Here is a 19,192-nt window from a genome sequence, read left to right as displayed (position 1 = left end):
GCGGTTGTCGTCGGGTCGGCGGTCACGCGCTCGGCGCGGTCATTCCGCGAGCGAGGCCAGTTCGGCGCGGAAGCGCTCGGGGGTCCACGTCGTGCCGTCCGGCGCGCGGAAACCGATGCGGTTCAGGCCCGCGACGACATCGTCCAGCTCGGTCGCGCCGGCTTCGAACACGCGTTCGAGCGCGTCGCCGAGGTCGTTCTCGTACTGGGTCGGCTCGGCCTTGCGGTTCTGCCAGATCCGGTTCTCGACCTGACCGGGGATCTCGATCTGCCCCTTGCCCGCGACGTTGTTCGGCTGCGGCGCCACCCACGGCTTCAGGAAGGGATTGAAGTTGACGGTCGCTTCTTTCATGTCATTCCACCTTGATCTGGATTTCCTCGCCGGCGAGGCGCACCGTGTACTGCTTCAGCGCGCGTCCGCCCGGACCCTTCAGGCATTCGCCCGTCTTGATGTCGAACACGGCCTCGTGCAGCGGGCATTCGACCGTGCCTTCGTCGACGAACCCCTGCGTGAGCAGCGCGTATGCATGCGGGCACACGTTCTCGAGCGCATACACGTCGTCGCCGACGCGGTAGATCCCGATTTCGACGCCGTCGGTCCGCTTGAACTCGATCGGCGTGTCTTCCGACAGCGCGCCGGCGTGTCCGGCGCAAATCCATTGTTCAGACATCTCACACCCTTCCTTCTGATCGACTCTCGGTTTGCTTCTCTTTTGTTCCATATTAGGAACATCAGTTTATGGATGGTGATTATAGGAGCGACTTTCCACGAGTAAAACAAAAAGCTGCATGCCCTAGGGAAAACACCGACCGCCGGGTCGACCATTGCTTCCGCCTACCCTATCAAATGTAAATTTGTGTTGTGTGACGGGGAGTTATGCCATTTTTGCGGGCGTCGCGCACCGGTGTCGGGCAGCGTCCGGGAACCCATCCGTCCCGAAAAATTTATTTTTGATCACGCGCATGACACCTCTATACTCCATTCCATCAGAGGCACACTGTTCCTTATATGGAACATACGAATGCCCACCCGGCGGTGGAACACGCGCGACGGCCGGCCGTCACCGCGCATGCCGCCACGGCACGTTTTCATCAGGTTGGAGAGTCAGGAGATCAAATGGTCAAGCATGCGGTAGCAGCAGCAGTCATCGGATTGGGCGCCGTGTCCGGCGCGTGGGCGCAGAGCAGCGTGGTGCTGTACGGCAGCATGGATGCGGGCGTCGCGTACGTGAACAACGTCGGCGGCCATGCGAAGTGGGCGATGATCCAGGGCAACACGCAGCCCGATCGGTGGGGCCTGAAGGGCAAGGAAGACCTCGGCGACGGCCTGTCGGCGATCTTCCAGCTCGAAGACGGCTTCTATACGAACAACGGCCAGTTCGCGACCGCGAACACGATCTGGAACCGCGCGGCGTTCGTCGGCCTCAGTTCGGAGCGCTACGGCACGCTGACGCTCGGCCGCCAGACCCCGCTGTCGTTCGACTATCTGGATCCGCTCAGCACGGCCTACCTCGCAATGAGCTGGTACGCGTTCCACCCCGGCAACATCGACGGGCTCGCCGCGACCGGCAACGTGCCGTACAACAACGCGGTCAAATACCGCTCGCCGAGCTACGCGGGCTTCTCCGCCGCGGCAACGATGGCGCTCGGCAACACGACGAACTTCTCGACCGGCAAGTCGGTCGGCGTCGCGCTGAACTATGCGAACGGGCCGTTCAAGGCGTCGGCCGTCTACTCGAACGAGCACGACCGCTCGATCCTGATCAGCCAGACCGGCATCACGTCGTTCCAGGGGCAGAACACCGCGAACGGCTACACCGCGAACAAGGTCGAGAACATCGGCGCGGGCGCGTCCTACCAGTTCGGCGACTTCCTCGTGCACGGCCTCTACACGCGCACGAAGATGCAGTCGAACGGTTTTTCGGACACGTTCCAGAGCTACGACGCGGGCGTGAACTACCGCAGCAGCGCGTTCAACACGATCGCGGGCGGCGCGGCGACCACGACGCTGGCCGGCCGCCGCTGGACGCAGCTCGAGCTCGGCGACATCTATGCGCTGTCGAAGCGCACGCAGCTTTATGCGAACGTGCTGGTCGAACACGGTTCGGGCGGTGCGAAAGCCGCGTTCTTCACGGCCGGCGTGTCGAGCACCGCGAACCAGGTGATCGTGCTGACCGGGATCCACCACTCGTTCTGAGCAGGTTCACGCATCGGGCGTTCGGCGCCCGAGATGAAAAAACAGCGGCCCGCGGGCCGCTGTTTTCTTTGGCGAGGCCGTCCGCGTCGCGCCGGCAACGGGTAGCATCGGCGGATTCCGACGAACGGAGACGACCGTGGCCGTCTACTTGCTGGCGCAACTTCGCTTCACGCAGCGCGACGCATACGACCGGTATCAGGCGCGCTTCATGGATGTATTCCGCAGGTTCGACGGCCGCCTGCTCGCGGCTGACGACGCGCCGGTGACGCTCGAGGGGGAATGGGACCGGAACAAGGTGGTGCTGATGTCGTTTCCCGACGAAGCAGCAGCGCGCCGGTTCATCGAGTCGCCGGAGTACCAGGCGATTTCCGTGGATCGCCAGGCGGGCGCGGACACGCTCGCGCTGCTCGTGCACGGCCTGCCCGCACCGGGCGCGTGAGCACGACGGCGGCCCGGCCGGCCGCGCATCGGCACGGTCAGAACATCGCGACCTTGTGGCGCGCGTGCGCGAAGGTCGGATCGCTTTCGAGCGGACGATAGTTCAGCCGCTGCGACAGGTCGACCGCCGCGCCGCACACGGCTTCGACGAGCCGCTCCTTCTCGCCGGCCTCGCCGATCTCCGAGCGCGGCACCGTCGCGGTGATCGCCGCGACGATCGAGCCCGAATGATCGCGCACCGGCGCCGTGACAGCCGAAATGCCGCTCTCGAATGCCGCCTCGCTGACCGCGTAGCCGAGCCGCGCGTACTGACGCACGCGTTCGTACAGTTCGTCGACGGTGCCCGGCGTGCGCTCGGTGAACTGTTCGAGCCGCTTTTCCGGATAGAGCTGGCGCAGCGCGTCGCGCGTCAGGTCGCCCATCAGCACATGACCGTGCACGGTCGCATGCGCGGGCAAGCGCGTGCCGACATGCACCTTCACCGAGCCGAACATCGATGTGTTGCTCTGTGCCTTCGCGACGAACACGACATCGCGCTGGTCGCGGATCAGCAGGTGCGTCGAGAAGCCCGTGGAATCGCGCAGCCGTTCGAGCACGGGCGCGCCGAGATCGGTCAGTTCGAGCGAGTTCAGGTATTCGAAGCCGAGCCGCAGCACGCCGACGCCGAGCCGGAAATAGCGGTCGCCGTTCACGCGCTCGAGAAAACCGAGCGCCTCGAGCGTCTGCAGCAGACGGAACGTGGTCGTGCGCGGAATGCCGATGCGCTTGGACAATTCGGGCGCGCCGAGCACGGGCTCGCGCGCGGAAAATTCGGCGAGAATCCGCAGCCCGCGTTCGAGCCCCGGCACCAGATAGGACGACGCACCGCCGGACGATTCGTCGTCGCCGGGCGAGGCAGATTCGGGAGCGCCGCTCATCGTTGTCTTGACCATGTGGACATGGACGGAAGGAAATCAATCACGAAACAGGCCATGGATCATCGTGGATATTCAGTCATGCTACCTCAGTGCGCACGCAGCGCTCGCACCCCGCGCATCACCGCGACGCAGCATGCGCATCCGCGACCCCATGAAGCGTCATTCACGGTCGAGAGGATAGCAGCGATGGACGGCGCGACGCCATGCGGATATCGCCGAACGGCGGGAAACCGCCGCGCGGTCCGTGCGCGCCGCGAGCGGCCGCAGGATGGCGGCCGGCGCGGTATTCGATGCCGGGTTGCCTACAGGCGCGACAGGTGAACCCGGATGTTCGCGCGGTCGTACGTGAAGCCGCCGGCCGCATCCGGCGCGAGTTCCCGTGCAAGATCGACCGCATACATCCATCCGCTGCCCAGACGGCCGCCATTCACCGCCCGGATCCGGCTGCCGCCGACCGCGATCGCCGCATGAAAGACATTGCCGTTCCGGGAGAAGCCGACCGCGGTTCCCGCCGGAATGGCGGCGCGCCCGTCCCACTGATCGCCGGCCTCGAAGTTGAAGCGCGTCTTCCAGAGTTGGCCGACCGTGTCGAGCAGCGCACCGGGCGCGATCATCGCGTCGCCGCGCATCAGGTACCTGACATAGGCCGCGGCGTCGTAGCAGACGCCGGCGGACACGTACTCGTTGATGTTGGCCATGCCGAACATCAGCGCTTGCGCATGTTTCTGCCGTTCGGGGAAACCGGATTGGGCGACATGTCCGCCTAACTGGGTCAGTTGCATGGGTAGCTCCTTTTGACGAAAAGGGTCGTCAGCGTCCTGCCAACGCAATAACCTCATATCTTATTACGATATCCACCGGCATCGGCCAGGCTTCAGCTTTCGACTCCGAGCGTCACGGCGTGCGTACCGCCGACGCCGGTGCGGCGGCCGCCGCGTCAGGATTCGGTGCGAGCCGCAGGCGCACGCGCAGCGGCTGCAGCATGTCGGGCGGTGGCGGCTCCGCGAGCGGGCCGGCCGTGAGCAGTTGGCGCAGCGTCGCGTCCGCGTCGGCGTCGCCGAGCGACGCGAATTCGATGCGCGTGACGGCGCCGTTCGCGCCGATCCACGCGCGCACGACGATCGCGGGCGGCGGCGCATCGGCGCTCGCATTCAGCACGCGCGTCTCGAGATAACGATGCAGCCGGTCGGCCGCATCGCCGTCTGCTTCGAGCCACGCCTGGAACTGCTGGCCGGCAAGCTGGCCATAACGGATCCACGTCTGCGGCACATCGGCTGTCTGCGCGACGGCCGGCGTGGCCCCCACGACCAGCGCATATCCGACGGCGATCGCCCGCAGCCACCCGGACGCGCCCCACTTCTGCATTCGCTTCATCCCGCCTCCCGTTTCGACGATTCGCTCATGTGCCGCGTTGCCGCGCCCGCTCAGCCGATTTCGATCGGCACATACAACCGCGTGCCGCCGCGCTGGACGAGCAGCGCGACGTTGCCGTGCGCGGCGTCGATCTCGGTCATCAGCGCGCCGATACTCGCGACCGGCGTGCCGTTGACCGACAGCACGACGTCGCCGGGCTGCAAACCCGCGCGGGCGGCCTGGCCGCTCGCCTGCTCGACGACGAGCGCCTGGCCGACGCCGAGCCGCTGGCGTTCCTGCTCGGTCGCCGCGCGCAGCGCGAGCCCGAACCGCGCAGGCCCTTGCTCGCCGCCCGCCGATGCCGTGCCGCTGTCGAACGCGCCGACCGTCGCGACCACGTGCATCGCCCGCCCCGCGCGCCACACCAGCAGGTCGGCCTGCCGCCCGGCGCGCATGCCGGCGACCGTGCCGAGCAGGTCCGACGATTCGGCCACCGGCTTGCCGTCGACCGCGAGCACGACGTCGCCCGCCTGCAGGCCCGCGTGCGCGGCCGGGCCGTCCGCTTCGACCATCGTGATCAGCGCGCCGTCCGGACTCGCGAGGCCGAACGAACGCGCAAGCGCCTGGCTCACTTCCTGCACGGCCACGCCGAGCCGGCCGCGCGTGACCTTGCCGGTCCGCAGCAACTGGTCCTTCACGTCGAGCGCGATGTCGATCGGAATCGCGAACGCGAGCCCCTGATAACCGCCCGTCTTCGAGAAGATCATCGAGTTGATCGCGATCACGCGGCCGCCGAGGTCGAACAGCGGGCCGCCCGAATTGCCGGGGTTGATCGGCACGTCGGTCTGGATGAACGGAATCGCGCGCTCGCCGGGCAACGATCGCGATTTCGCGCTGACGATGCCCTGCGTGACCGTGTTCGCGAACCCGTACGGCGAACCGATCGCCATCACCCAGTCGCCGACTTCGGTGCGCGCGGGGTCGCCGGTCGCAACGACCGGCAGGTTGTGCGCGTCGATGCGGATCACCGCGACATCGGACACGGGATCGCTGCCGATCACGCGCCCCTTGAACTGCCGCTTGTCGGTCAGCTTCACGTCGATGGTGGTCGCGTCGCCGACGACGTGCCGGTTCGTCAGGATCACGCCGTCCGCGCTGACGATGAAGCCGGAGCCGAGACTCACTTCCTCGCGGTTGCCGATCACGCGCCGCGCGAGAAACGGCGCGAGCGGATGATCGGGCGCGATGCCGGGCGGCAACTGGATGCCCATCTGCGTGACTTCGCGCGTGACGCTGATGTTGACGACGGCCGGGCCGACGCGCCGGACCAGCGCGGCGAAGTTCGGCAGCGCGACGGTCGGCGGCGCGGCACCCGCCTGCGCCGGCCGCTCGGCGGCCGGTGCCGTCGCACACGCGCAGGCAAACGCGAGCCCGCCCGCGATCGCCCGCAGCCCCCTCGTCCGGCCCGTATGCTTGCCCGCTTTCATGTCGCTGTTCCTCGTCGATGCCCGTGCCGCGATGGCAATCGCCTGCGTCACTTCGGCGGCACCGCGACCGGCGCATCGGGTCGCTGCGGCGTCACCGAACGGCCCCAGTTCGAACCGAAGCGGTTCTGCTCGGTCGACAGGTTGAACGTGCCGAGACGGTTCGACGGCTGCTTCGACAGCCGCTCCGAATCCGTTTGCGATGCCCCCGCCTGCGGCTCGGCCGTCGGCTTCAACTGCTGACTCAGGCAGTCGTACGACAGCGCGCGCTTGCCGTCGACTTCCGCGTCGACGCACACCGGCTTCGTTGCCGAACCTGCGTTGGCCGGCGCCGCCGCGCGGCTGCCCTGCGCGTGTGCGCCAGCCGCCAGCAGCAGGCAGACGATCGTCGCGATTCCGTTTCGTCGCATCTTCATCCGCGCCTCCTTCAGAGATAACGCCATCGCGTTTGCGCCGCCGCACTCATACGCTCGTACCCGACACCGGCGCACGCGCCAGAAAACGCGCGAATGCCGAGCGATCGGTCGCTTCGACGGCCGGCTCATCCGCATCGGCGTGCCGCACCCACGCATCGCGCATGCCGTCGACCGGCTGCCACGCCTGCACCTGCGCGCCGGTCGGATACGGCGTGACGAGCGGTTCCCGATAGTCGACGCGAAACAGCGGCGGCGCGTCGTTGCCGGCCGTCCACAGATCACCGACATCGCGCACGCTCGCGTCGAACCAGAATCTCGCCCAGCGCACCGTGGGCGTCCGCGCATCGGTGTCCGGCGCATCCGGCACGCGCAGGAAACCGGCCAGCACGAGCAGCACGGCCGCGAGATCGTCGTCGCGCAACATCCGGTACGACCAGAGATCCGCGACGTCCACGCATGCGACCACCGCGATGAAACGCTCGATCGTGAGCGCGGGCCACACGCGGCGCATCAGCGTGTAATGGCGCTGCCAATGTGCGATGAAGCGCTCGCGATGCAGCGCCGCGACCTGCACGTCGCGCGAGCCGCGTATCGTCAGTTCCTCCGGCTGATACTGGCGCGTGGTGAGCACGCACTGCGCGGAGCACCGCGTGCTCCGGTGCCGCGCATAACCGCCCGCACCGGGCAACGGCTCCAGCGCGCCGAAGCACAGCGGGCAATGCGTCGGCCATTCGCCGGGCCGGCCCGGCCACGGGTTCGCCTTCGGCAAACGCGGACGGTCGGCGGCAGCGGCCGGGCGGCGGCGCCCCGGCGTGCGTGCGTCGGGCGCCTCGACGCGCGGCGTCGAACGGACAGGTGCCATGAGCGCGCCTACCGGGCGGACGCGAGCGCTTTCTTCAGCGCGTCTTCGTTGATCGGCGCATTCGCGGCCAGCTTCGCGAGATACGTTTGCGCATTCTGCTGCGTGCGCTGCGCGCGCAGCATCGCGCGCAGTTGTTCCTTCACGTCGGCCAGCGGGCGCGGCGCGGCCGCGCGCACGTCGATCAGCTTCACGACATGAAAGCCGGCCGGCGTCTGGATCGGCGCGGAGACCTGGCCCGGCTTCAGCGCGTCGGCCGCCTGCCGGACGGCCGGCACCATCAACGCGTCCGGCACGAAACCGAGATCACCGCCGTTCGCGGCGCTCGCCTTGTCCTGCGAATTCGCTTTCGCAAGCGCCGCGAAATCGCCGCTGCGCGCGCGGTTCGCGAGATCGGCCGCCTGCTTGCGCGCCTTGTCGAGCGTCGCGGCATCCGCGTTCGGCGGCGCCGCGATATAGATTTGCGCGACGTGCAGCGCGCGCGGCGCGGTGAAGGCGGCGCGGTTCGCGTCATACGCGGACTGGATCTCCGCGTCCGACGGATAGTCGGCCGGCGGCGCGTTCACCGACGTCAGATAGCTGCGCGCGACGATATCGCGCCGCGCCTGCTCGACGGCCGCCTGCACCTCGGCCTGCTTGTCCCAGCCCTTCGATTTCGCTTCGGCCAGCACGGCCTTCTGTGCAAGCGTCGAACGCACGACCTGGTCCAGCGCCGCGGGATCGGCCGCGAGGCGTTCACGCCCCTCCGGGCTCACCGCCTTCAGCAGACCCGCGATGTCGGCCTGCGTGACCGACGCCTGCGCGGCGTTTGCGATCACGTCGTCCTGTGCGTACGCGACGAGCGGCGCACCCAGCACGAGACCGGCCGCAACCATCGCCAGCACCTTCATCTTCGTCATCGTCATTCGACTGCCCTCTCGATTGTTCTTGATATGCAGACGCCGGGGCCGGCGCTCACGGCGCCGATCCGGCTCACGGCGATCACGACTGCGCGGCAGCCTCGATCCCGGCCGCTTCGGTGGCCGCTCCAGCGACCGATGCGCTGGCGGGTTCGCTCGCCGCCGCACGCGCCGCATCCTGCTCGGCCATCGCGGGACGGTTGCGCAGGTGCAGCAGGAATTCCTGGATCAGCCGGTCCCACAGCTCGATCGTCGAGCGCAGGTAGCGCTCGGACACACCGCCCGCGACGACCACGTCCATCTCCAGCGCGAGAAACGGCCCATGGCTCGCGAGACGCGCGAAGCGCTTGGTCCGGTTCCAGTCCGCGACAAGTTCGGTCGGTAATTCACCCTGCACCTGCAGCACGCACGACAGCGTGTAGTCGATGTACGGCAGCGCGGCGGCTTCAGCGTCGGTGCCCTGCGGCGCGAGCGCGGTGGCCGGGTTGCCGAAGCGCACCGCGAAACCAATGCCCTGGCTTGCGCTCATCAGTTGCACCGTGCCGTTCTGCTCGGCTGCCGTCACGCGGTAACCCGCGCGGCGCAGCACGTCGGCAAGGCCGTCGGCACTGATCGCTTCGATCGGCGCATCGTGTGCCGCGCGTTCGTCGCCGGCGTTCGGTTGCTTGTCTTGCATGTCTGTCTTCCCCGTATTCATCGAATCGATCGGTTGATGCCCTGCGCCGGCCCTAGGTTCACGGCGCATTCGCGGATGCGGCCGACGCCGGAGCCGGCGTCGCGACGGCCGGACGCGTGGCCGGGTCGTACTTGCCCGCATACAGCGCATCGCCGTAGCGTTGCGCGAGATCGTCGTACTTCACGCGCGCCGACTGCGCGAACGGCTGCCGCGACGAGAACAGCGTGCCAAACCCGACATGCTCGTACGCGTCGAGAATCTCGTGACCCACGCGATACAGGTCGGCATTGTGTGCCTGGCAGGTTTTCAGTTGCGTGTCACGCGCGGCAACATCCTTCTGCAGTTGCGTGTGCTGCGCATCGCGAGCGCGCGACACGGCGAGCAGATCCTCGTAGGACGACTTGTATTTCGCCAGCGACTTCGCGTCCTGCTCCCGGCCCGCCCGTTCCTGCGCGAGCGCGCGCTTCGCGGCCGCCTCGGCACCCGAATCGCCGCGCGCCGTCGCGAGTTGCCCCTGCAACGCCTTCAGTTGCGCGAGTGCATCGTCGCGCTGCTTCTCGGCCGCCGCCTTGTCGGTCTGCAATTGCGCCTGGTTGTCCTGCAGCTGGCGCAGCTCCTGCACGGTCGAGCGCAACTGGCTGCGCAGCTTGTCCTCGATGCTCTGCGCGTGCGCGCCGGCGGCCGCGAACAGCAGCGCGCCGGCCACGCCGGCCGAGAGCATCGTGCGATAGGTGGTGTTCATTCGCGGCTCCGGTCAGAAGCGAGCATTGAGCTCGATCTGCAGCACGTCGATCGATACCGGCGGCCCGTACACTTCCTTCGAGCTCAGGTAGCGGGCCGACACCCACGTGTCGCGTGCGACCGCGTACGCGGCGCCGAGCACGTAGCCGCGCGCGTTGGTGCCGCCGAGATGGAAGTCGGGATCGTTGAACGCATCGAGCACGGCGTCCGGCTGCAGGTACTTGTACGCGATCGAGAAGTTCCACTGGCCCTTCTCGCGCGGCTCCGGCTCGCCGATCGTCGCCTTCGCGAGGAAGCCGTTCGGCCCGCTGCGGTAGTCGGCGCGCGTCGCGTTCACCGACGTCGATTCGTAGTTGTTGACCGGCAGCGACGCCGCGGCGAACGCCTTGTTGTCGTTGTACGCGAGGTTGCGCACGTATTCGCCGTCCAGGCGCAGCTTGAAGCGATCGGCCACCACCGTGTCCCACTGCGCCTTCAGGTCGAGCAGCCGGTAGTTGTACGCGAGCCCGAAGAGCTGCGGCTGCGGCGTCATCCCCGGCGCGAGGTTCGGGTTCTGCACGATGTTGCGCAGCGCGATCAGTGTGTTGCCGCCCTGCATGAACGCGGGCGCCTCGTTGTCGGTGTTGCAGCTCGTCGCGCCGAGATACAGCGCGCACGGCGACGACAGCGTGCCGCGCATGTTCTGGAAGTCGTAGTACGCGACCGCGCCGCGCAGCCGGTTCTTCGCATCGATCTTCCAGTCCGCGCCGAACTGCGCGCCGAACATCCACTTCGTGTCGCTGCCGGCCTTGTCGGTGCTGTTCGACGGGAAGTTCTCGCTCGTGTACTGGATCGGGAACACGCCAAGCGTGCCGAACAACGTGACGTCGGGATTCCACGGCAGCGCATGGCGCAGGTTCGCGGCGAGCCCGTCCATCATCAGGTCGTCGGAGAACACCAGGTCCGACTTGAAGAACGGATTGTCGAAGCGGCCGGCCGTCAGGTTCAGCCACGACGTCGGCTTGTACGCGAAGAACGCCTTGTTCAGCCAGATGTTCTTCTTCGCGAAGCCGCCGCCGGCGGTCGACGTGGTCGACACCGGCCCGTTGTCGTTGCCGCTCGCGAGCTGGATGCCGGCGATCATGTCGTCGGACAGCGTCGCCGTCACGCCGAGCCGCGCGCGGTAGCGCAGCAGGTTGTTGCGGTTCTGCGTGGTGTTCTGCGTCGGCAACTGCGTCGTGTTGGTGTTCGGGTTGATGTCGAACCCGCCGCCCTGGTTGATCGCCGCGAAGTTCGTCACGTTGTTCGCGTTGCGGCTGCCGTAGAAATGGTATTCGTCGCGCACGCGCAGATCGCCGTCGAGCTTGATGCGCGACACCCAGTCGGGGAACGTGTTCGGCTGCGCCCAGTTCTCGGCCTTCGCCTGCGCGATCACTTCCTGCTTCACCTGGTCACGGATCTGGTCGCGCACGAGCTGCGGCACGTACGGCACCGCGACGTCGCCCGGCTGCGTCGGCGGGTTGACCACACCGGCGCCGGCCACCACGGGTGCGCCGGCCCCTCGCGAGGCCCTCGCCTGCACGGCTTCCGTGCGCGCCTCGCTGATCAGCTCGTTCGCGTTCTGCTGCGTGAGCACGCCGCGCTTGACCAGCAGGTTGATCAGGTTGATCACCACGCTCTCCGTCGGCGCGGCCTTCCCCGATGCCGCCTGCGCTTCGAGCGACTGCCCGTGCGCGGCGGACGCGCACGTCAGCCCGAGCGTCAGCACCGCCGCGCCGACGCGCGACAGGCGCGCGGGCAGCGCGCCGTTGCGGGGCACCCCACCCCGTCCGTTCATCTTGTGAATCATCGAAGCACTCCGAACAATTTTCGTTTCTTTTCCGGCAGCAACCGCGCGACGGCGCTGCCCCATGATTCTTTCGTCGTTTCGCGTGCGCATCGTCAGCGTCGTCATGCCGGCTTGCGTCCCTGGAGCTTGACGAGTACCGGATACGTGGTCGCGGGCGGCGGCACCTCGTCGACCTTGCCGAGCGCTTCGACCGCCGCGACCACGGCTGCATCGATCTTCGCGTCGCCGGTCGACTGCGCGATCGTCACCTTCGTGATTCGCCCCGACGGATCCATCCACAGGTTCAGGTTGCCCGCGAAGCGCGCGCCGCCGGCCTCCTGCACACCCTTGTCCTGCTCGATCGCGCGCTGCAGCACGTACACCATGTATTGCGCGTAGCTCGCATTGCCGAACTTGCCGCCCCCGCCGCTGCCGATCATTCCGGAGCCGTCGCCCGCGCCGATGCCGAAGTTGTCGCTGCCGGCCTGCGCATCGGCATTCATCGTCATCTGCTTCGGCTGGTTGTCCGACGGCTTCGGCGCCTCGGACGGTTTCGGCGCGATCGTCGGCCGGTCGATCGGCGTCTTGACCTCTTCCTTCACCTTCTCGGGCGGCGGCTTCTGTTTCGGCGGCGGCGGTGGCGGCGGCAACGGGATCACCGTCGTCACCTGCGGCGCGCTCACGCGCTTCACACCCGCGGTATCGCCCGCGAAACGCCAGATCAGCGCGGCCAGACCCGCGAGCACGAGCGCGATCGCGACGGGCTTCACGTAGCGGCCGGGGCCCTTGTCCGGCGGGCCGCCGTTGTAGGTCATTTCCATTGCGCGCCCTAGCCCTGCTTCGCCCTGCCGGTCACGAGACCGACTTGCGACAGGTCGAGGCGGCGCAGCAGGTCGAGCACGTCCATGACCTTCTGGTACTGCACGGCCGCGTCGCCCTTCAGCACGATCGGGAATTCCGGATTGGTCGCCTTCTCGGTGCGCAGCCGGCTCTCGAGCTCGTCCATCGTCACCGGGTACGCATCGAGGAAGACCTGCCCCGAATCGGCGACCGTGATCGCCTTCGTCTTCGGCTTCGCGAGACTCGCGGACGAGCTCGCTTTCGGCAGATCGACCTTGATGCCCTGCACCGACGCGGTCGTCATGATGATGAAGATGATCAGCAGCACGTACGCGAGGTCGAGCATCGGCGTGATGTTGATGTCGTCGTACGGCTTGTCGTCGTCCTGAACCTGCATGGTGATCTCCTGCGTGCGTTCAGTGCGGTCAGTCGGCCAGCACCGCGTGATCGGGCGTGCGATGCGCTTCGGCGAGGCGCGTGACGAATTCGTCGACGAACACCTGCATGTTCGCGGTCACGTTCTTGTTGCGGATCAGCAGGTAGTTGTAGCCAAACAGCGCGGGAATCGCGACGAACAAGCCCGTCACCGTCGCGAGCAGCGCGGCCGCGATACCCGGTGCGATCGCGTTGACGTTCACGTCGCCGGCTGCCGCGATCGCCGCGAACGTGATCATCACGCCGACCACCGTGCCGAGCAGGCCGAGGAACGGGCCGCCCGAAATCGCGATCGTCAGCAGCACCATCGACTTCGACAGCCGCTGGTTCTCGCGCACGAGCGTCGCGTCCATCGACGCGCGGATCGCCTCGATCGATTCGGACGTGATCACCGTGCGGCCGTTGCCGTCCATGCGGCTGTGGATTTCATGCACGCCGGCCTTGTACAGCCGGTACAGCGACGACTGGTACAGCCGGCGGCCGTCGTCGCTCGCTTCGTCGACATGCGCGAGACCGACCAGGTGACGCCCGGCCACTTCGCGAAAACGCTGCACGAAATACAGGTTCGCCTTGTCGACGGTGCCGACGTAACGCGCCTTCGTCCACATCACAACCCACGACACGACCGCCATGCCGAGCAGGATCGCGATCACGACCCACGCGTCGACCGTCACCGACTGCACGATCACGCCGAAGTAACCGAAGCCGAAGCCCGACTGCTTCTCGTCGGCGCCATACGCGACCAGCTTCGATTCCGAGCCCTGCGCGAGCGCATCGATGGCGAGCGCGGCCGGCGAGCGCGCGATCTTCGACAACCGCAGTTCGTCGAGCGCGCCCGTGTAGGCAGCCAGCCCGGCCGGCGCACCGGCCGCATCCGCGCCGATCGTCGCCACGCCGTTCAGCGCGGGCAGCGTCGCCGCGACCTGCGCGACCTGCTTGCCGTTCACGTAGACGGTCAGGTTCTTGCCGTCGGCCGTGACGGCCAGATACGTCCACTGGTTCGCGGCGACCGGCGCGGCGGCCGGCGTCCGCACCGGCGCCGGGCTGTTGGCGGCACCGTCGACCTGCGCGAACGGCACGCCGTTGTCGAGGCCGATCAGCAGCGCGTTCGCGCCGTCGCGGCGGCTGTACAGCAGCGTGTTCGGCGCCAGCGCCGACGGCTTCACCCATGCGCTGAACGTGAAGCTGCCGCCGGCAGCCAGGTTCAGCGACGGGCTCGCCGGCAGCGTCAACGACCCGCTGCCGTCGAACCGTGCGCCCTTGCCGACGATGCCGTCCTCGACCGTGCGGAACGATGCGTTCTGCGCATTGTTGCCGTACGCGGTCATATCCTTCGGCGGCGCCCCCGCCGCGCCGTTGAAGTGGTAGACGAGCGTGTAGTCGGCGTCGAAGGTCTCGGCCGGCTTGCTGCCGTCCGGTGCCTTCTTGTTGCCGTAGTACATCCAGATCGACTCCGCGGCGCCGGCCGGCATCTTCGGAATGTCGACCCAGATCAGCGCGACGCCGAGCACCGGATCGTATTGCTCGACGTGGTAATTCAGCGGCGTCTTGTCGTCGGCGGCGACGAAGCGGATATCGGCGCCGTTGTCGGCCAGCCCGTCGAACTGGAAGTTGCCCGAGTGCAGGCGAATCAGCAACGGCACGCGGCCGGCCGACTCGGCGAGATTCGCGCCCTTCGCGCTCGCGTCGATCGTGATCGCCTTCCGGTACGACCAGTCGTTCTGCCACCATGCGTTCGCGATGCCGGGCAGCACGCCGAGCATCACCGCCAACAGGAAAAACAAGACTCGCTTCACGATCCACTCCCCGAATGTGCGGGCGCCGCGCTCGTCGCTTCGCCCCGGCACGGTCAAAAAAAATCCGTCAGAACCCCAGCCTTACGTAGAAATCGAACCGCGGGCTGTACTGCCGCGTATAGACGCCCGCCTTCAGCGGCCACCCGGCCTCGAAATCCGCGCTCGCGTACTTCATGATCTGCAGCCGTGTGCCGACGCCGACGCTCATCAGGTTGAAGCGCGACGTCTGCTCCGGCAGCGGGCTCAGCAGCCACAGGTGCGCGGCATCGAAGAACGCGTGGAAGCGCCACTCGTTCAGGCGGCTGCCGACCGCGCCGCCGAGCCACTTCGCGAGCGACGGGCTGCGCACTTCGAGCGACGCGATCACGCCGCTGTCGGCCGTGTTCTCGGCCTGCATGTAGCCGCGCACGCTGTTCATCCCGCCCGCGGCGAACTGCTCGCTCGACACGAGCGGCGAGTTCGAGATCTGCGCGTTCACGTGCGCATTGGCCTGCATGTCGTTCGCGAAGCGCTGCGTGTGGTTGACGTCGAACTTGCCGTACACGAAATCGGGCGTCGCGTTGTAGCGCTTGTTGTCCCATGCGCCCCAGTCGCTGCCGAGGCCGCGGATGTTCGTCGTCATCGACGCGGAGAACGACGTCTGCGAGTTCTTCAGGCTCAGCTGGCCGTTGTACGACAGCGTCACCGGCACGTAGGTGAGCGGCGCCGTCGAGACTCCCTGGCCCGGCTGCGACACGTTCTCGTCGTAATGCTTGCGGTCGATCTCGACGCTGACCGAATGCGCGTAGGTTTCCGACGCCGGCAGCGAATAGATCGCGGTGAAGCCAAACGTCGTGCCCTTGCCGAGCACGTTGGTATTGCCGACCGACGCGACGTTGCTGTCCGAGTGCACGACCGTCGCGAGGAAGCTCCAGCGCGAATCCTTGATCGGCGCGAGATACGAGAACGCGTAGACACGCGCGTCGTTCGGATGCTGCGGCGCGAGCACATAGGTGCCGGAAATCACGTGGCCGAGCTGCCACAGATTCGAGTAGCTGAGGCTCGCGCTGGTGCGCAGCGTCGACGTGCCGGGGCTGTTGTCGTTGTTCAGTTCGAGCGTGCCGTGCAGCGGGCTGTGATCGTCGACCTTCAGGTCGACGTCGACCGTCTGCGGCATCGCGCCCGGCTTGAGCACCGGGATCACCTGGCGGTCCGCGGAGCGGTTCAGGTCGGTGAGCTGCTGCTGCGCCTGGTTGAAATCGGGCACCTGGCCTTCGGCCAGCGCGGGCACCGCATCGCGGATGTTCTGCGGCGAGTTGTATTGCGCGCCGTCGACGCGCAACCGGCCGACCTTCGCCTCGACCACCTGCAGCAGGATCACGCCGTTCTTCACCTGCTGCTGCGGCAGCTCGACGACGACCGACTGGTAGCCGCGCTCCTGGTACGCCTTCTGCAATGCGTCGCGTGCCGCATTCACGTCGGCGAGCGTGCGGCCCGGCCCTTCGAACGGATACACGGCCTTCTCGATCTCGAGCGTCGGCAACGTCGTGTTGCCGCGCACCACGAAGGCATTCACGTCGAACGTCTGCGGAGCAGTCTTCGCGGCCGGTGCGGCTTCCTGCGCATGAATGCCCGGCGCGAGGCCCAGCCCTCCGACCAGCACGGCGCCGGCCAGGCATCGGCACTTCAGCCGCCATCGTTCGCGTGACTTGCGGTCTACTCTCGGCGGCATGCGCCATTCCCCTTTGTTGTTCCGGATCGCAACGAAGCGCACCGCGCCAGTCGCTTGCTCCGCTATCAAATGCCTGTTTCACTTTGATGACGATTTATTCGTCATCCTTAGCATGATTTGCTCGATGCTTTTCCCGATTCCCGTACCCGGTGCGCTCGACGCATCTACCGGAAAGGACGAAGCGAATCCGGAAAACCCGCAACCTCCGGCGCGCATCGTCACGATCGGCCACCTGGCGACGCAGCGGCACTGCTGCGTCGGTCGGCAACGACGATCGTGTGCGGCGCTCGAATCGCCGCTCTCACCTACCTAGACGGAACCGGGCGCGCATTGCCGCAAACTTTTTTTGCGGGCCGTCCGACGCGACGCCCGAAGCGAGACACGGCCGCCAGCGTGCGGCCTGCAATGCGCGCGCAACGACAGCCCGCGCGAATCGCGCGGGACGTTGCGCAGGAATGTGCGTGGCCCCCGTTTCGTGTGCGTTTCGTCCGCCATGGCCGTCAAGGCTCGTGGACGTCGCGCTCGTGCGCGATCGCCGGCAAACGTGTTGCCGCTCCGAAGGCGACGCGCCTGGCGCGTTGCCCTTTCGTGCGGCACGACAATCCTCAGGTTTCAACCGGGAAGTTTTTGTGACATTCCACTGAAGATATTCACGAGATGCGTGCGAGACCGTTTCCGCGCACCGCCTTCGTGATGCGGCGCCGCAGGAAACGTCCCGGTCATGCGAAATCCTGCGGTTTGTGGCCGCTCGCTTCGTCCTAGCTATTGGGTAAAAACCAAACACGTCAACGCCAGGATTCCTCCATGTCATTCGCCACGATGTTCGTACGGTGGCTCGCCGGGCGCCTGTCCGGCGAAGCCGCGACCGCCGGCCGGCGGTCGTCCGCCGCCTTCGCCGCGGCGCGGCGCCCGTTGCGCTGGCGCGCGCCCTGGCTGGCCTGGCATCTGGTGTCGTGGGTCGTGCTCACGTTGCTCGCGCCGCCGATCTGGACGATCGGCACGCTGCTGCTGATCAACGCGTCGAGCGATCAGCCGCTGTTCTGGATGCTCGCGATGGCGATCGTGCCGGTCGCGAACGGCGCCGCGATCGTCGCGGCGAACCAGCGGCATCACCGCACGCCGTTCACGCGGCGCTCGACGGTCGCGCTTTACCTGTTCTTCGTCGCGATGGCGGTCGGCTGCGCGCTGTTCGTGCTGCTGCTGTGGCGCTCGCATTCGATCGCGTCGCTGGTCGGCCCGCTCGCGGTGAGCGCCGACGGCACGCATGCCGCGACGCTCGCGTTCTGGGTGGCCGGGCTCACCGCGATGTTCGGCGTCACGTCATCTGCGCATGCGAGCATCGCACACGCGTGGCTGGCGTTCGTCGACTGAGCGCCGTCGCGCGCCATTGCGGGAGCCAAGCGAATGCATCGAGACGGAAGATTCGGGAACGCGCGAGCGCCGCGCGAACGCGGTATCGCGATCGTGACGGTGCTGCTCGTCGTCGCGCTGGCTGCCACGCTCGCGGCAAGCGTGCTGTGGCGCCAGCAGGTCGCGACGCGCGACGTGGAGAACCAGCGGCTCGCGACGCAGACGATGTGGGTCGAGCGCGCGGCGGTCGAATGGGCGCGTGCGACGCTGCGCGCGCAGAGCGCGACGTCGAACGTCACGTTCGTCGGCCAGCCGTGGTCGTCGCCGGCCGCCGACGTGCAGCTCGCGGACCTGCTGCCGCCCGACGCCGCGGCCGTCAACGCGGAGCTGTCGCGTGCGTGGATTTCCGGCCATGTCGAGGATGCGCAGGCCCGCTTCAACCTGACGAACCTCGTGTCGCGCGTCGCGCCCGGCAAGCCGTGGCAGGCCAATGGCGAAGGCGTGCTGGCGTACCGGCGGCTGCTCGGTCAGCTATCGCTCGATCCCGCGCTCGCGCAGTTGACGACCGACTACATGCTGCGCTCGCTGCGCGACACGAACGGCCCCGACGGCTGGCCGCTGCAACTCGTTTCCATCGACGATCTCGCGCGCATCCCCGGCTACGACGCGCATGCGATCGACACGCTGGCGCCGTTCGCGACGATCCTGCCGGACCTGACCACCGTCAACGCCAATACCGCGGCCGAGCCCGTGCTGGTCGCCGCGATTCCGACCCTGTCGCCCAGCCAGGCCAAGCGGCTGGTCAACCGGCGCGGCACCGCGTACTTCGTCAGCACCGGCGACATCGCCGAATACCTGCTGCCCGCGCGCGGCGGCAATCCGACACTGCCGGACGGATCGACCGTCGGCGTCAACAGCATCTATTTCCTCGTGCATTGCCGCGTGCATTCGGCACGCATCAATGCGCGCGTCGACACGCTGATCGCGCGCTACGGCAGCGGCAATTTCACGTGGACGTCGGTGATCTGGGTCCATCGGCTCACGAGTTGAACCAGGGCCTGTTCACGCTAATAACGGGCTTGCGAACGTGCCTTGCCGGCTGCAGTGCAAGAAGCAAGGAGCGCCGTTTGGCCGAGCCAAACAAGCGACGCGCGACGCCGCAATGCGGCCGGCAAGGCACGTTCCCCTGTTTGGAAAAAATCATTCGTGGGGCTGGCCACCAGAAGGGCCGATCGCTGCGTCATGCTCCTTGCGAATACGTCGAGTATTCGCTT

20 protein-coding genes are annotated in these 19,192 nt (G+C 67.4%); 4 read left to right on the top strand and 16 right to left on the bottom strand.

The genetic code is table 11. The features are described 5' to 3' along the window. Positions 1 to 39 precede the first annotated feature (39 nt). Together VL15_RS18070 and VL15_RS18065 are read right to left on the bottom strand one after the other, a co-directional pair. Positions 40 to 351, bottom strand: coding sequence for a recombinase-like helix-turn-helix domain-containing protein (locus tag VL15_RS18070; protein ID WP_048247367.1), 312 nt, complete (start codon positions 349 to 351; stop codon positions 40 to 42). Between the two features lies 1 nt (position 352). Next, positions 353 to 670: a non-heme iron oxygenase ferredoxin subunit gene (locus VL15_RS18065; RefSeq protein WP_048247364.1), complete on the bottom strand. Its 318-nt coding sequence runs from the start codon at positions 668 to 670 to the stop codon at positions 353 to 355. Between the two features lie 446 nt (positions 671 to 1,116). Between VL15_RS18065 and VL15_RS18060 the strand changes: the two genes are divergently transcribed. Together VL15_RS18060 and VL15_RS18055 are read left to right on the top strand one after the other, a co-directional pair. Then, the gene (locus tag VL15_RS18060; protein WP_048247362.1) at positions 1,117 to 2,196 is read left to right on the top strand and encodes a porin; all 1,080 of its coding nucleotides are present in this window, start codon (positions 1,117 to 1,119) and stop codon (positions 2,194 to 2,196) included. A 136-nt stretch (positions 2,197 to 2,332) separates the two neighbouring features. After that, complete coding sequence (locus VL15_RS18055; RefSeq protein WP_048247360.1) at positions 2,333 to 2,635, top strand: DUF1330 domain-containing protein; 303 nt, start codon at positions 2,333 to 2,335, stop codon at positions 2,633 to 2,635. A gap of 37 nt (positions 2,636 to 2,672) precedes the next feature. Here VL15_RS18055 and VL15_RS18050 read toward each other — a convergent pair whose 3' ends face one another. The 14 genes from VL15_RS18050 to VL15_RS17985 all read right to left on the bottom strand — a co-directional run bounded on the left by VL15_RS18050 (position 2,673) and on the right by VL15_RS17985 (position 16,568). Further along, a complete protein-coding gene (locus VL15_RS18050) occupies positions 2,673 to 3,566 on the bottom strand; it encodes an IclR family transcriptional regulator (protein ID WP_048247358.1) in 894 nt (297 codons plus the stop codon). Between the two features lie 287 nt (positions 3,567 to 3,853). Beyond that, positions 3,854 to 4,390, bottom strand: a complete 537-nt coding sequence (tecA, locus tag VL15_RS18045) for a type 6 secretion system effector deamidase TecA (protein WP_230684479.1) — start codon at positions 4,388 to 4,390, stop codon at positions 3,854 to 3,856. 55 nt (positions 4,391 to 4,445) lie between these two features. Further along, on the bottom strand, positions 4,446 to 4,925 hold the full coding sequence (locus tag VL15_RS18040) for a hypothetical protein (protein WP_048247355.1): 480 nt from the start codon (positions 4,923 to 4,925) through the stop codon (positions 4,446 to 4,448). Between the two features lie 50 nt (positions 4,926 to 4,975). Continuing rightward, positions 4,976 to 6,391: a Do family serine endopeptidase gene (locus VL15_RS18035; RefSeq protein WP_048247559.1), complete on the bottom strand. Its 1,416-nt coding sequence runs from the start codon at positions 6,389 to 6,391 to the stop codon at positions 4,976 to 4,978. 47 nt (positions 6,392 to 6,438) lie between these two features. Beyond that, the gene (locus VL15_RS18030) at positions 6,439 to 6,804 is read right to left on the bottom strand and encodes a hypothetical protein (RefSeq protein WP_048247353.1); all 366 of its coding nucleotides are present in this window, start codon (positions 6,802 to 6,804) and stop codon (positions 6,439 to 6,441) included. A 46-nt stretch (positions 6,805 to 6,850) separates the two neighbouring features. Further along, positions 6,851 to 7,666 (bottom strand): hypothetical protein, encoded by an 816-nt coding sequence (locus tag VL15_RS18025; protein ID WP_048247351.1) that lies wholly within the window; start codon positions 7,664 to 7,666, stop codon positions 6,851 to 6,853. An 8-nt stretch (positions 7,667 to 7,674) separates the two neighbouring features. Continuing rightward, positions 7,675 to 8,562, bottom strand: coding sequence for a peptidylprolyl isomerase (locus VL15_RS18020; protein WP_048247557.1), 888 nt, complete (start codon positions 8,560 to 8,562; stop codon positions 7,675 to 7,677). An 82-nt stretch (positions 8,563 to 8,644) separates the two neighbouring features. Next, entirely contained in the window at positions 8,645 to 9,238 is a 594-nt protein-coding gene (locus tag VL15_RS18015; RefSeq protein ID WP_048247349.1) for a YbjN domain-containing protein, read from the bottom strand. A gap of 58 nt (positions 9,239 to 9,296) precedes the next feature. Beyond that, positions 9,297 to 9,980, bottom strand: a complete 684-nt coding sequence (locus VL15_RS18010) for a hypothetical protein (RefSeq protein ID WP_048247347.1) — start codon at positions 9,978 to 9,980, stop codon at positions 9,297 to 9,299. A gap of 12 nt (positions 9,981 to 9,992) precedes the next feature. Next, positions 9,993 to 11,807 (bottom strand): putative porin, encoded by a 1,815-nt coding sequence (locus VL15_RS18005; RefSeq protein ID WP_048247345.1) that lies wholly within the window; start codon positions 11,805 to 11,807, stop codon positions 9,993 to 9,995. A 101-nt stretch (positions 11,808 to 11,908) separates the two neighbouring features. Continuing rightward, positions 11,909 to 12,607: a TonB family protein gene (locus tag VL15_RS18000; RefSeq protein ID WP_053077670.1), complete on the bottom strand. Its 699-nt coding sequence runs from the start codon at positions 12,605 to 12,607 to the stop codon at positions 11,909 to 11,911. Between the two features lie 8 nt (positions 12,608 to 12,615). After that, positions 12,616 to 13,023 (bottom strand): ExbD/TolR family protein, encoded by a 408-nt coding sequence (locus tag VL15_RS17995; protein WP_048247341.1) that lies wholly within the window; start codon positions 13,021 to 13,023, stop codon positions 12,616 to 12,618. A gap of 28 nt (positions 13,024 to 13,051) precedes the next feature. After that, positions 13,052 to 14,857 (bottom strand): DUF2341 domain-containing protein, encoded by a 1,806-nt coding sequence (locus VL15_RS17990; RefSeq protein WP_048247555.1) that lies wholly within the window; start codon positions 14,855 to 14,857, stop codon positions 13,052 to 13,054. 67 nt (positions 14,858 to 14,924) lie between these two features. Further along, a complete protein-coding gene (locus VL15_RS17985) occupies positions 14,925 to 16,568 on the bottom strand; it encodes a ShlB/FhaC/HecB family hemolysin secretion/activation protein (protein ID WP_230684478.1) in 1,644 nt (547 codons plus the stop codon). A gap of 804 nt (positions 16,569 to 17,372) precedes the next feature. Between VL15_RS17985 and VL15_RS17980 the strand changes: the two genes are divergently transcribed. Further along, positions 17,373 to 17,939 carry a hypothetical protein gene (locus VL15_RS17980; RefSeq protein WP_048247339.1) on the top strand — a complete coding sequence of 189 codons (567 nt, stop codon included), beginning with the start codon at positions 17,373 to 17,375 and terminating at the stop codon, positions 17,937 to 17,939. 33 nt (positions 17,940 to 17,972) lie between these two features. After that, positions 17,973 to 18,968, top strand: a complete 996-nt coding sequence (gene gspK / locus VL15_RS17975; RefSeq protein ID WP_048247337.1) for a type II secretion system minor pseudopilin GspK — start codon at positions 17,973 to 17,975, stop codon at positions 18,966 to 18,968. Positions 18,969 to 19,192: the final 224 nt, after the last annotated feature.

The sequence above is a fragment of the Burkholderia cepacia genome, from assembly GCF_001039005.1.
Classification (GTDB): Bacteria; Pseudomonadota; Gammaproteobacteria; order Burkholderiales; family Burkholderiaceae; genus Burkholderia; species Burkholderia theae.
Note: the sequence above shows the minus strand (reverse complement) of the source record. Positions and strands in the feature narration are given on the sequence as shown.